Here is a 12,989-nt window from a genome sequence, read left to right on the forward strand (position 1 = left end):
TCATCAATTGTTGCCATAAACAAAATTAATGTAGGTTACCCCTTGTGGGTTGGGCGGTATTTTACTTCTAAGAACTAAGCTTTTTTCTTGGCTGACAAAGTTTCCGTCAACATCAAATATCGGGGCTGTACTATTGGCGCTCAGAGAACCATCTATTCCCTCAGCATTATTCATCCCATCCCAGTAACCAATTAGAACATATTGTTCATCAACGCAAAACATCTTTTGTGGAGCCCAATCTGAACTGTCTATTATTTCCGGGAAGGTGAATTTTTGCTTTTCCAACTTTCTTTTTTGTTCGAGTGGTATATAGGGAAGATTGGCGGAGAAATTTTTATTTTCCCGACTGATGTTTAATGTGACACTTTTGCAAATATTTGACTCGTCATCTTCAGGATCCGCTTTGCATTTTGCAGAAACTGTAACTGTTGCAGGACCACATTGCATATTCACTTCACGTGATGTCCAGCTATCGCTAGCGAAGCTGTTTAGTGATATCAGTATAATCAGGGAACATGCGCAGCTTAATTTGCATGAATTATTCATTCTCATTTCCTTCACATTTGTCACATTGGCAGTCTGCGCCATGATGTGAGGCATCTTCAATATTTGTGTAGTGGACCCGTTCAACGACTATTTCACTGTCATACCAGAAATCATCCGTTAACATCTCAATTTCAAAAGCTTCACCCGCCTGAATTGACGTGACTGGGATCGTTTCGCCATTTGAATTTGTAATACCGAAAATTCGTTGACCGCTATCGAGGGTGATAAGGTAATTTTGTAATGCTACTGGAGTACCTGTTTCTGACATTGCTGTAAATTTCCCGCTATATGCTGCGGGTATTTGTGTCGGAGGTACATTCATACTCGCCGGCCCCATCTTCTGCCAGTTAGCCGACTTAAATAAGATGTTTTGCGGATCGGCAATTTCGATATTCCCGCCGCTGAGTCTGATGTATCCGCCGCCGCAGGTGAGGATCAGCTCTTTCGAGGCGGTTATCGTCACGGTGCCTTCCACGCTGGTGACGGTGACGTCGTTTTTCGCCAGTGCGGACAGTTCATCGCCTTGCGCCTGAATCTCGACTTTCCCTTTGCCGGCAAAGAGTTTCATACCGGCTTTCTGTGCCAGCAGGCTGACGCTTTCGCCTGCGGCTGAGGTGAAGGATTTACCGCTGCTGATATCCGTATTGCTGCCCGACATCATCCCGACGCTTTCGCTGCCTGACGCAATACGCACGGCCGCGGGGCTGACGATGCCGATCCCTTGCGGGGCAGACATCAGAATGCCCGCCGCTTTCAGTTTTGCCAGTGAGGCGTTCAGCGCTTTCTGGCTGTCGGTATCGCCCGGCGTCGCTTTGGCAATCTGCGCCGCTTTCGCCAGACTGCGCGCCAGCGTCAGCGCCTGCTCAAGCTGCGCAATCGCCTCATCCATCTCCAGCTGTTTGCCACTGGCGGCGGGCTGCGGATCGGCGCTGACGAACAGGCCTTTGCCGGCACGCAGTGCACCCCATTCATCGGTGCGCAGTTCAAAACCTTCGCCGCGTAATGTGCGGCTGGCTCCGACGTTATGGCCGAGATTCAGCTGCGTCTTGCCGCCGTATTCTGTGCTGAGCTTAATGTGTTCTTCGCCGCGTTTGTCTTCCAGCCGCAGCTTGTTATTGGCCGGTGTGCGGATCACGTTACGGGTGTTGTTCGCTTCCGTCACATGATCAACATGGCGGGAATCGTGCAGGGCGTGGGCAATGTAAGGTCTGTCCGGGTCGCCGTCGTGGAAGGCTATCGCGACTTCCGTGCCCTGAATCAGCGGGAAGTGAATGCCATATTCGTCGCCGCCGTAGGGCTTCGCGAAGCGCACCGGCATGCTTTCCTGCCCGACGGTTTTATCGTCCTGATCCGCATCAAATTTCACCCGGTACAAACCGGCATTGTCCTACCAGGCGTAGATATCGTTCGGTTTTGCGCTGGTGATGCGGGCCATCAGGGTGCCGCTGACGTTTGGGCGCGGTGTGAGTGCCGGACGCCAGCACAAGGTTTCGCTGAAGGGAACGGCGGCGAAGGTGACGTTCAGCGCGTCCTTACGGCTGGCGGTGAAGCCAGTGCGAATAAGCATCATCGGCTGCGAGAGCAGCTCCGGCAGCGTGGACGGAATGCTGTTGTCTGTCACGGTGAGCACCTGCGCCGGTTTCAGCGTGGCGTCTGTGCTGGTGCCGGTGATCAGGGTTTGCTGAGATAAAAAACGCTCATGGTCGAGACGCGCCATGAAGTTGCCGGTTTCAGCGGCCGGGTCAGTTTTTGCGCCGGTGTCCAGATGGCGGGGCTTGTAGTGGTAGACGTCACCATAATTAATCCCTTCACCGTCGCCGCGGGTCATGTCGGCTTTGGCGGACTGATTGACCTTCTGCGCTTCGCGGTAGTTATAGTCTTTGGCGGTGACGCTGGCCTGAACGACATTGTGCTGAACGTTCAGGCCCCAGACCGACTCCGCGCCGCTGTCACTCATACCCGACGGGCTGTTGAGCGGCAGCGTTTTGCCAAACTCGTAAGCGCTTTGTTTATCGGCAAAATGCACGACTTCAGTCTGTGTATCCGGCTGCAGGCTGAAGAAATAGAAAATACCGACTTCAGAGAGCAGGCGTTCGATAAAGGTCAGGTCACTTTCCTGATACTGGTTTATCTGCTCACGTTTGGGGTAAGTCTGTTTGAGGTTAAATGTATATTCCCAGCCTTTGAGACCGTGCTCCTGGAGCACCTGTTCCACCACGTCCCGCACGGACTTATTGACAAAGAAGCGGTGAGTACGGAACTGGTTACCCAGCAGTGCCAGAAAGGGCTGAAGGGTAATCTGAAACCGCGTCTGGTCGGCGGAGCCTGACAGGCGTTGAAAATCGGTGATAACGCCGTGCACCACTTTTTGTCCGGTCAGGCTTTGCAGCAACCCGGTGCCCATCGTGAGGGTGACCGGTTTACGCAACAGCTGAGCGGCGTCGATGTCGCGGTCGGTACTGGTGAAGGTGATGGTGTAGCGATACGTCCGGCTTATGCCCTCATCTCCGCGTAAAGTCTCAACATCGAGCGGCGACGAACAGGAAGGAATATCAAGACGATAGCGGTTCAGGGTGGTGGCATTCAGCGCCGCCACTGCGTGTTTAAGAATATCCATGATTCGGGCATGTCCTTATGTATTACTTATCCGCACAACACCGCGGCCCGCGCAGGGTCGAGGCCGATTAATCCGGCGAGTAAACTTTCCATTTCACCCTGAAGTCGGGGCTTGTCGGATTCCGCGCGGGTCGCTTTCATGCGCAGCAGTTTCAGGCGGCGGGCTTTCACTTCAAACAGCAGCTCGGGTTCCCACTGTGTGAGCGTCAGCCGGGTGCCATTGCTGTCCAGTTCGCCCAGCAGATGCAGCGCCATGTCGTTTTTGCCGTACTGTTCGGCCACGCGGGCCATCAGCAGGCGTATTAACCACTGATGACGTGGGGTTCGCGTGCCGGGGCGGTTTTGCAGCCAGTTTAGTGCCGCTTCGACGCCGTCGCTGTCGGCCTGCGCCAGTGCTTCCGGCTCCAGTTGCAGAATGTCGTCATCACCCGCCGTGTTGGCCGACGCTGAAGGTTCGTTACCCCAGTTCTCCGATGAGGTCATCACCTTTTGGTGGATCCAGTTCAGCGTGACTTCATCGGCAAACGGGGTGCCGTCGCTGAACGCCAGCCCTTCGAGCCCCGGCAGACGGGTCAGCAGGCCGTTCAGATCTTGCTGAATAATATCAGCCCAGCGATCAAAGGGCGCACCGGCTTTCATCAGCGCCTGATGGGTATACCACTGCAAATCCAGCCACAGATGGTTGACGCCCTGCGAGAACAGGCTGTCGGTTTGTTCAAGTAACTCCAGCCAGCTTTGTTGCAGATAAAGGCGTTTGAGCAGCGCGCGGTTTTCCGGTTTTGGCGGTGCGAGTCGGGTACGTGCGTCCCCAGCCAGCGGCGGTAATTCATGCAACGTATCCAGACGGATGCTTTTCATCAGGTGATGGCCCGATAGCCAGCCGTCCGGCTGATCGCGCAGATATTTCGCCAGCAGTTTGGCCTGATCGAGCAAATCGCGCCCGGAAGAGACCGGTTTCAGCGCTGGAGAATCCGCTGACGTATTTCCCGCCGGGCTGCCTGCGGACGTGCTATTTTGCGGGACAACGGCGTCAAAGCCGCCGGACTGCGCAAGCCGGTTTTCCAGCGCGGCGTAAAGTGCCCCCAACTGCGGTCTGGAAGACGCTTCCCAGATACTCAGACCCTGTTCCATGAGCGTCAGAGCACCCACGATCCGGGCAAAATCGACACTGTTGACTTCCGGGAACAGCGACAAGCTGTCCAGTACACGCGCGCCGGAAAGCCATTCAAGTGCGGTTTTCCGGCTGTTTGCGCGCTGCGGGTGCAGGGTTTCACCAAATCGGGTAATCAGCCCGGCCAGCAGGGAAAGCGCGTCGGCCAGCCCGGCTTCACCGTCACGATGCAAGCGGGCCCAGATGTAATAGGTTGCCACGCGTACATCTTTGCAGTGCGAAGTGAGCAGTTTTTCGGCCAGTTCGCAGGTCAGTGTGGTATCTGCGCCGGAGATTTTATTGACCTCTTCGCGCATCTGCTGAAAGTCATCATCGTAGCCGGGGTCTTGACCGGCAGGCATTTCAGGTGTTACCGGCTGGAGCCAGTTTTCCCAAAGGGAAGCCTGCTGTTGTGCCTGCAAGTGCATCGACTCCGGGTTGGCAGAACAGGCGTTCTGCAGCGTGATTAATGTTGCCATTACTGCTCCTCAGCGACTGCGTCGGGGTCAAAAGGTTTTTCAACGGGTGCCAGCGATGCCGGTGTTACCTGAAAAATTTGTGCAGGAAGCTGGAAGTTTCGCAGTTTCAGCAACTCCAGTGGGCCTTCTCCGGCTTCGGTACGCAGGGTGTAATTCAGCGATCTGCCGTCTGGTGCTTTCCAGCTAATATTAAAACTGCTGCCCACGCCCTGATACGGCGTCACCGTGGCTTTATCCAGCAAGCGGATCAGCCCCCATGCGCCCGGCATATCCGCATACTGACGGGTGCCCGCCTGTGTGCTTATCCAGCTCAGGCTGGCACCCGGCGCTTCGGTATCATTCGGCCAGGTGAAGCGCTTCCAGGCGGGTAACTGGTTGAAGTAGCTAAGTTTTTGGCTGTCGATCACCAAGTCGGTTTGCATCACATCTTTTGCGGTCCCGGGACGCAGCTCAAAGTGCAGACCGGCTTCACCGTTGGTGAACACAACGTCAGACAGGGAACTCAGGGTGTCCATGGCGTTCAGGAATGCCGGACTGAAGGTCAGCCCCTGTGCATTAATGCTGTCCGGTACCCAATGACGGCCTTCTTTATGCAGCACGCCGTTCAGGCGGGTTTGCAGGAAGAGGGCGATGCGCCCGCTGTCGTTGTTGAGATAACGTGCCATCAGCGGCAGTGAGACTTCGCTACTGGTGTCTTTCAGCGGATAACGGCTGCCGAATGTGCTGTTCCAGTCATTGACGATCGCGGTCTGCCATTGTGCATTCAGGCTTTCAGCGGCTGGGGTTAATACCTGCTGCCAGGCCTGCTCCATCGGCTGGACAAATATCGTTTGCCCAAACCCGCTCCATTCCTGCCCGAGGCTTGCGGCGACCAGGCTGCCGTAATCGCGCGTCTCGGTAAGATCAACGGCTTTTCCCTGAAACACGGTTTGCGCCAGCGTCTGGGTCATCGCCTGCGGATCGGCCGCATTGACCACCTGCTGGAGTTTAAGACGTACCTGCGTGACCCGGGTCAGGAAGGTTTGCAGACTCAGGTTGGTGTTACTTTGACCGCCCGACTTGCTGTCCATCAGCGCTATCACCGGGCCGAAGGTGGCATCGAGCGGCCCTTTTGCGCCAGCCTGCTGATCGATAGCCGGTTGTTCATCGCGGTTCAGCAAGTTTTTCGCGGATTTCACCAGCGAATCCGAGAGTGCTTCATTGGTCTGCCCGGTTTTGCCCTGAATGCTCAGGGTATTCATCAGTGCCACCAGCGGTGACTGTCGAACATCCGCCATCAAAGTCAGTTGATCGATAGCATCCGACAGCGTTTGTGCCTGCTGCCAGTGCAGGCTGTTGAGGAAATCCAGCCAGCTTGAGGAGAAGTCGGCGAAGTAACGTTCTTTGAGGCGGGCCTGCAAAGCTTCCGGTGAATCCTGTTCCGGCACCGCCGTTTTGCTGTCGCTCAGAACCCAGTCCATTTCCTCACGGCGGCTGCTGACGACTTTTTCAATCGCCGGTTTTACCGATTCCTCCCAGGCTTTGCGGGTGAACATGCCCGGCACAACTTCTTCGGTGGTGAAGATGCGTGACGAATCGGTATCCCCGGTCATATCGGGTAGCCTCATGTCGGCGTACAGATGTGCGACCTGGCGAAGCATTTTCTGGTAAAGCGACGACTCACTGTTGCGTGCGCCCATCATGCGAACCAGAAGGGTACGCGCCTGACTCACCAGATTCTCATCCGGCGTCAGACGCCAGTCCGGGTGACGGGGAAGATTGCGGGCATAAAAATCAAGCAGGGCGGGGCCATTGCCCTGCCAGATACCATCCGGTACGCCCGAACGCTGCGGCCAGTCGCTCAGCAGCGTTTTGCTAAACCATTCGGCATCCATTTTTTCCGGACGCGCCAGCATCAGATACATTTTCAACTGGTCATAAGCCGGTCTCATTAGCTTCTCGCGCAGCGGGGAATCTGGCGGAAGCTGCGTCAGGGTTTCAAGCTGATCCGAGAGATGTTGTGCCGTCGCATCGCGCAATAGAGGCAGTGCGCTTGCGCCGTAGTGCGGCCACAGCGCCGTCAGTAACGTATCATTCTGGCTCATCCCAAAGCGGCTGTACCACGGCGCACCGTGAATCTGGCGGAACTGAAGTCTGTCCAATGTATGCTGCAAATCAAGCTGAGACTGAAGGCGAACGGGTAGGGGGTGCTGCGTGTTGGCGGCCAGTTTCACCTGCGATCCGCTGGTGTTAATGATATTGCGGTTGACCATAAAGGCCATCACCATTCCCGCCCCCCACAACACCATCGCGCAGGCCGCGACCGTCGCCAGCAATTTACCCCAGGCAAATCCCAGTTTTTTGGGGGCAAGACCTGCCGGCAGGGAAAGTAATGAACCCGTTAATAAATCCCAGCGGTTATCCTTCGCCCAATGGTGTTTCACCGTGCGCTTCGCATCAACCGACGCTGAGCTGAACATCACACCGGCCAGCGGAGAAGGGCGGTAAGGATTTAACAATGTGGACAGCGGCCCGGCGACGGAGCCCGGCGAATGCGCCAGCTGATCGGCCAGCTGCAATAAAAAGGAGTGACGGGTATTCGCGCTGATCTGTTGCGTGCCTTGCGCAATCAGGTCGGGAACCAGCCCGGCAAGCTGAGCACTTAATTCATCGGTTTTACATCCGGCAGGCAGCAAACACCCCACGGGTTGTGTGATGCGGTCGTCCTGATCTTTTACGTTGGAATACAGCGACCAGACGTACAAAGGCAGCCGCCAGCCCAGAAGTTCGAAGCGTGCCGAGAAGGCTTTAGCCACGCTGTCCATCATATCCGCAGACAACGTATTTTTGTTTTCAGGTACCCCGGCTGAGGTTGTACGTGCCAGCGCAGAGGTCACCCAGACCACGCCATCCAGCGGACGGCGGCGGATACTTCGCAGCGCACTGAGCCAGGCTGAATCGGCCTGCGCCCCTAAATCGCCGCCCCACAACAACACGGTGCCGCTGTCTTCCTGCCAGTACTGTGACGTCAAACCTGGCGTGAGTTGTTCCACCTCGGCCGTGCTGCCGGTGAGCAAAAGAATGCGGACTTTGCGAGGCCAAAAACGGCCATAGGTCTGGCGAAGGGCCTGACGAAGTTCAGCCACCGTGACATGACGCGGTGGCGTTTGTACCAGGCGATTTTCACTGTCTGGCAGGATGTTTTGTTGTTTTTCTTCCTTACGGAACATTAACTGACGAGCCAGCCGAAGCAGCGAAGGGCCAAAACGTAATGCGACACCCAGTACACAGATCAGCAGGAAGGCGACGACTTTTTTGCTGTTTGTATCGAGTCCGATCATTTCGCCGTGATGCCAGATAGCCCAGCCAATAAGGCTGAGTATCGCCAGCAGCAGAACCGTTATCCCCCCGATACGCCAGAGCCTACTTAATGCGCTCATCCCCACTCCCTGATGTGATGGTGTAAACAAAATTTTCTGCTCCTGTTGTGGATAACGCTAACCATGATTGTTGCCCAACGCGGACAAAATCAGCCCCCAGCGCAAGGGTGAACCAGGGAGAATAGGGCCCCTGAATGCCGCAATAGGTTTCGACAGTCGTAATATCTTCTGCCTGCCACGTTGTGCCCAGTGCATTACCGGTGCCTATCAGCCCGGCTGTGGATTCTTTCCATTTTTGATGGTCAGCAAGAACACGGGCAGTTTGAATCGCCTTTGTTTGCGTCGTCAGAAACAACGCCAGGTCATCGTTGAAATGGTGCATATCTAACGGCATAGGCCGCAGCACCCGGACTGAATGCGCTAATGCGTATTTTTCCGCTACGTCATCGCTGGTGAAAACCAACGCCGCCAGGCCATCCGAATAGCTCGTTTCACCCTGCAACTGCATCACAAGAACGAGATGAACGCTGGATTCTGGTTGTCTGAGGCGCTCATCCAGCACGCTGAACGCGAGTTGCTCAGTAGAATTTATCGATGCCGGGCCCGGGCGCGTCGGGTACGTCTCCTGCCAGGATTGATCAAACTGGCTCAGCCATTCTTGTCGGGTTCTTTCCGGTTCGTCGGTAAGTAAAGTGACCTGAAGAGGCAGTTCGGCAGGCAGTGCCGATATTGTCTCCCGCACGCCTGACAACAAAACTGACAGAGGAGATTTGTCTTCAAGATAATCAATACGGCGAATCAGGTGTGAGAACTGCTCCAACCCGCGGGCATTTTTTAGCAATAACGCGGCTGAAATACGTTCTGGCAGTAGCACACAGTTTGCAAGAACGGCGATATAGCGCTCTGCCCAGGAGGTCCATTGCTGCTGGGCGTGTTCAGCTTCCTGCGTAAAAAACTGAAAGCGTTCAAGCTCACGACCGTAGAGATAGCCGCGGATGCAAAAGACCAGTATCCAGAGGACTACGGGGATCACCGAGAATAACCAGATGTTCACTGAATTGAGCACACTCAGCGTTCCAGAAGCGTGTAAAACGAAGAACAACACGCCGGCAATCACCGACAGTACACCACTGACTAACCAGCCTCCTGAAGAAGGGGGTGAGGGCTGTTCGGCGGTAAAGGGTTTTTGACGTTCCCAGCCCATGACTTATCCTATTGCGCAATCCGGCGCGCTTGAAATGACCTGACAGCCGCACTGACACCGGCAACCTTCCACCACAATGGCTTTCCCGTCTGAAGACCACTCAGATGATCCTTCTACAATCTGATTGGTGCCGTGTCCGGGAACCGGACAACTGACTTTGTCACCGACCAGTGCGACAGCTTTTCCGTTCACGATCATGGTTGACGATGCAGAAATAACAGCGCCACCGTGGGTGGTTTTATCGCCGAGTAATACGAAGCCTTTTGGCATGACAGTGTCGCCTCTGTAATTTATTGATAAGTTATAAGGAAGATGTTTTAAATATTTGTTCTGTCATTTTTATTAATTAGCAGATGCCACAGCAATGACATTTTCTTTTATGTCTTTATAAATAGTGCTGCCATCTTTTTCTGTTACCGCATGTCCAATAGGATTACCCAGTTTATCTTTATATACGATATTCCCCTTAGAAACCTCCGTTGAGCTTCCAACCAAAAGGCCAATTTTATCTTTGTAAGAAAAACCCCCATCAGAGTTTTTTGAAGAGTGTCCCAATGGACGACCTGACTCATCGGTATAATTCACGCCACCTTGAGCGTTAGATGCCTCATCAATTCGGTTGAAATGCTCACTGTTTAAGTAAAATACGCTGAATCCATCGAATGCCATGGCTACATTTGAGGTGCATAAGAAGAATGAAGTGATCAGGATGTATTTCGCTATACGGTTGGTCATGGTCATCACCTATGTAAAGTATCAGAGGATAGAAATGGAATATTATTTATTAATTACACAGCGGAAATTGTATACAGGCGAAATTCCGGTTTCTTTATCCGTTGGGTCCGGTTTAACAAACTGGCGATATACAGTCTGATTGGTGAAGGGGCCTCCGCCTCCAAGATACCCTCGGATGACTTTGTACTGACCTTTATCCGGCCCTTGCGGGTTCAATTCTGGATACTTAGAATAATAATCTTCCGTATGCCAGTCATTCATCCAGTCTACGATACTATCTGCCATGATATATAAACCTAATGGCGTCGATGGGAATTTCCCAACTGCATAACTAAATCCATTTATTCCTGCAAAAAAACATTTTGATCATTAGTGGCAGTGTTTACACCTGGCTTATATTCCCCGTTATCTGTTGCTCTGGCACAGCTACTTAAAATGAATGCAGAGATACAGATTGTCAGGATGTTTGCTTGTTTATGAATTTTCGATTTTATATTCATAGTTTATGGCGGCGCTGTGTGCTTTCCAATAAAGGAGATAAGCTACTTCATTTGCTCCAGCTTATTAAAGTCTGGATTTATATCTTTGGTTAAAACTTTTTCCCCATTAGGATATATATATGTGTACGTGGAGCCTTTCTTTTTTTCATAAGGGAATTTCATTTCTACTATTTTGCTTTCTTGAATGTCTGGTCTGTAGTTTATTAATGAGTCTTCATTAGGCTTTATGTGAAGGCGGGTTTCAAAAAATGCATTTTCCTTTCCAAATAGATAAAGTTTGTCAGGGGTTGTAGAATTTTTTTGTTCATTCCATCTTATTATGAAAGGATAGTACTTAGGGGTATAGTTTAGCTTGCTGCCTGATGTCAAACTAAATTTCCCATTGCGAGAAGCGTCATCGTCAAATGCGATCGTAGCACCGACAGCCGTGCCCGGTACCAGATCTTTTCCGAGATGTATGGCATCAATATATTCAATCCCTACATTGAATGCGCTTAATGTCCATTCGCAGGCACCCCCACCGGTCATCGCTACCTTCGCCTTCCAGAGGTCATTGGCTCCCTGCTGCAGGGGGATGTTGATGACGTTGTAATTGGGTTCTGTAATAACGGAACCGTCGACTCCGCTGATTCTTTTTTTCAGGCATTTATGCGAAATATACCTCACCTCCAGCGGGAAGGGTTTCGTGTATTGGGAAGGGTTTTTGACTTCCACGTTAACCCATTGGGTATCGGCTGGCGGCGATAGCGTACGATTTGGAGTGCCCGTGCAACCGCTGCTAAATAATACGGATAAAATAATCCCGAAAGCCTTTAATTTGTAATTCATTATACATTCCTTTGGTGGCTGTGAATTAGCGGTGGCTTTAAATTACTTGACTTTCATTTTATCGACTTTATCGAAGTCAGGAAAGAGCGTTCTTTCGGGGGCGATGCTGCCATCAGGATAAACTATTTTTGAGTAAACTCCTTCAGTTTTTTTCTCAGGCTCTATAAATCTAACCACTTTAGTTTCATTTATTTCAGGCTTGAATAATATTTCGCTCGCATTGGAAACCCTCAATGAGAGAAAACCCTCTTTACCTAAGAGTGATAGATCTTTCTTTTTCTTATTAATATTCCACTCTGTTATGTAAGGGTAGTATTTAGGTGATATTGTTACATTGCCTTCAATGGTCGTGAATTTCCCATTTCGTGATGCATCATCATCGAATGCAATTGTTGTACCTACAGCCGTGCCCGGTACCAGGTCTTTTCCGAGGTGGGTGGCATCAATATATTCAATCCCTACATTGAATGCGCTTAATGTCCATTCGCAGGCACCGCCACCGCTCATGGCTACCTTCGCCTTCCAGAGGTCATTGGCTCCCTGCTGCAGGGGGATGTTGATGACGTTGTAATTGGGTTCTGTAATAACGGAACCGTCGACTCCGCTGATTCTTTTTTTTAGGCATGTATGCGAAATATACCTCACCTCCAGCGGGAAGGGTTTCGTGTATTGCGAAGGGTTTTTGACTTCCACGTTAACCCACTGGGTATCGGCTGGCGGCGATAGCGTCTTATCTGTTGCTCTGGCACAGCTACTTAAAATGAATGCAGAGAAACAGATTGTCAGGATGTTTGCTTGTTTATGCATACGTCACTTCTCGAGTTTTTTATATCTGGATGAGTTGAACCATCAGAGACGACAGTGCCATCAGGATAAATTATTTTATAGAAAGCCCCGATTTTATATTCTTTAGGTGCAAGCATCCTGACTATTTTTGATTCGTCAATTTTAGGTCTATAGTTCACGCTTAGAGATTTAGAAACACTGCTAATTCTTTTTTGCAAGAAGTCTTCTTCGCCAAACAAATTTAATGTAGTGTTTTTATTTATACGGTTATTTACTTCTATTAAAGGGTAATATTTAGGTTCAAGATTTAAATCCCCTTGGGAAAAAGTAAATTGTCCATTTCGAGAAGCATCATCATCAAAAGCAATGGTTGCACCTACAGCTGTACCCGGTACCAGGTCTTTTCCGAGGTGGGTGGCATCAATATATTCAATCCCTACATTGAATGCGCTTAATGTCCATTCGCAGGCACCGCCACCGGTCATTGCTACCTTCGCCTTCCAGAGGTCATTGACTCCCTGCTGCAGGGGGATGTTGATGACGTTGTAATTGGGTTCTGTAATAACGGAACCGTCGACTCCGCTGATTCTTTTTTTCAGGCATGTATGCGAAATATACCTCACCTCCAGCGGGAAGGGTTTCGTGTATTGGGAAGGGTTTTTGACTTCCACGTTAACCCACTGAGTATCGGAGGGCGGAGATAGCGTTTTATCTGTTGCTCTGGCACAGCTACTTAAAATGAATGCAGAGATACAGATTGTCATGATGTTTGCTTGTTTATGCATA

At 51.6% G+C, this 12,989-nt stretch carries 10 protein-coding genes and 1 pseudogene; all 11 read right to left on the bottom strand.

The window, feature by feature from the left end; translation table 11 throughout:
- Window positions 1-3: 3 nt before the first annotated feature.
- The 11 genes and pseudogenes from ACLBVC_RS04265 to ACLBVC_RS04315 all read right to left on the bottom strand — a co-directional run bounded on the left by ACLBVC_RS04265 (window position 4) and on the right by ACLBVC_RS04315 (window position 12,988).
- Window positions 4-546 (bottom strand): hypothetical protein, encoded by a 543-nt coding sequence (locus ACLBVC_RS04265; protein WP_410148336.1) that lies wholly within the window; start codon window positions 544-546, stop codon window positions 4-6.
- Window positions 539-3,163 (bottom strand): annotated as a pseudogene (locus tag ACLBVC_RS04270) (type VI secretion system Vgr family protein). Before ACLBVC_RS04270 ends, ACLBVC_RS04265 begins: the two are co-directional and overlap by 8 nt.
- A 26-nt stretch (window positions 3,164-3,189) precedes the next feature.
- On the bottom strand, window positions 3,190-4,791 hold the full coding sequence (gene tssA / locus ACLBVC_RS04275) for a type VI secretion system protein TssA (protein WP_410148337.1): 1,602 nt from the start codon (window positions 4,789-4,791) through the stop codon (window positions 3,190-3,192).
- The gene (locus ACLBVC_RS04280) at window positions 4,791-8,210 is read right to left on the bottom strand and encodes an ImcF-related family protein (RefSeq protein WP_410148339.1); all 3,420 of its coding nucleotides are present in this window, start codon (window positions 8,208-8,210) and stop codon (window positions 4,791-4,793) included. Before ACLBVC_RS04280 ends, tssA begins: the two co-directional genes overlap by 1 nt.
- Window positions 8,194-9,354, bottom strand: coding sequence for a type VI secretion protein (locus ACLBVC_RS04285; RefSeq protein WP_410148341.1), 1,161 nt, complete (start codon window positions 9,352-9,354; stop codon window positions 8,194-8,196). Before ACLBVC_RS04285 ends, ACLBVC_RS04280 begins: the two co-directional genes overlap by 17 nt.
- A 3-nt stretch (window positions 9,355-9,357) precedes the next feature.
- A complete protein-coding gene (locus ACLBVC_RS04290; RefSeq protein WP_410148343.1) occupies window positions 9,358-9,624 on the bottom strand; it encodes a PAAR domain-containing protein in 267 nt (88 codons plus the stop codon).
- 72 nt (window positions 9,625-9,696) lie between these two features.
- A complete protein-coding gene (locus ACLBVC_RS04295) occupies window positions 9,697-10,089 on the bottom strand; it encodes a hypothetical protein (protein WP_410148344.1) in 393 nt (130 codons plus the stop codon).
- A 42-nt stretch (window positions 10,090-10,131) separates the two neighbouring features.
- The gene (locus ACLBVC_RS04300) at window positions 10,132-10,434 is read right to left on the bottom strand and encodes an SUMF1/EgtB/PvdO family nonheme iron enzyme (protein ID WP_410148810.1); all 303 of its coding nucleotides are present in this window, start codon (window positions 10,432-10,434) and stop codon (window positions 10,132-10,134) included.
- Between the two features lie 197 nt (window positions 10,435-10,631).
- On the bottom strand, window positions 10,632-11,417 hold the full coding sequence (locus ACLBVC_RS04305) for a hypothetical protein (protein WP_410148346.1): 786 nt from the start codon (window positions 11,415-11,417) through the stop codon (window positions 10,632-10,634).
- A gap of 42 nt (window positions 11,418-11,459) precedes the next feature.
- On the bottom strand, window positions 11,460-12,224 hold the full coding sequence (locus ACLBVC_RS04310) for a hypothetical protein (RefSeq protein ID WP_410148348.1): 765 nt from the start codon (window positions 12,222-12,224) through the stop codon (window positions 11,460-11,462).
- Complete coding sequence (locus tag ACLBVC_RS04315) at window positions 12,200-12,988, bottom strand: hypothetical protein (protein WP_410148350.1); 789 nt, start codon at window positions 12,986-12,988, stop codon at window positions 12,200-12,202. The genes ACLBVC_RS04310 and ACLBVC_RS04315 overlap by 25 nt, the downstream gene beginning before the upstream one ends.
- Between the last annotated feature and the right edge of the window lies 1 nt (window position 12,989).

It is taken from the genome of Rahnella selenatireducens, assembly GCF_046449555.1.
Taxonomy (GTDB): Bacteria; Pseudomonadota; Gammaproteobacteria; order Enterobacterales; family Enterobacteriaceae; genus Rahnella; species Rahnella selenatireducens.

Coding starts and splice junctions, on each gene's coding strand:
- ACLBVC_RS04265 (WP_410148336.1), bottom strand. CDS start 546: ATGAATAATTCATGCAAATTAAGCTGCGCATGTTCCCTGATTATACTG.
- tssA (WP_410148337.1), bottom strand. CDS start 4,791: ATGGCAACATTAATCACGCTGCAGAACGCCTGTTCTGCCAACCCGGAG.
- ACLBVC_RS04280 (WP_410148339.1), bottom strand. CDS start 8,210: ATGAGCGCATTAAGTAGGCTCTGGCGTATCGGGGGGATAACGGTTCTG.
- ACLBVC_RS04285 (WP_410148341.1), bottom strand. CDS start 9,354: ATGGGCTGGGAACGTCAAAAACCCTTTACCGCCGAACAGCCCTCACCC.
- ACLBVC_RS04290 (WP_410148343.1), bottom strand. CDS start 9,624: ATGCCAAAAGGCTTCGTATTACTCGGCGATAAAACCACCCACGGTGGC.
- ACLBVC_RS04295 (WP_410148344.1), bottom strand. CDS start 10,089: ATGACCAACCGTATAGCGAAATACATCCTGATCACTTCATTCTTCTTA.
- ACLBVC_RS04305 (WP_410148346.1), bottom strand. CDS start 11,417: ATGAATTACAAATTAAAGGCTTTCGGGATTATTTTATCCGTATTATTT.
- ACLBVC_RS04310 (WP_410148348.1), bottom strand. CDS start 12,224: ATGCATAAACAAGCAAACATCCTGACAATCTGTTTCTCTGCATTCATT.
- ACLBVC_RS04315 (WP_410148350.1), bottom strand. CDS start 12,988: ATGCATAAACAAGCAAACATCATGACAATCTGTATCTCTGCATTCATT.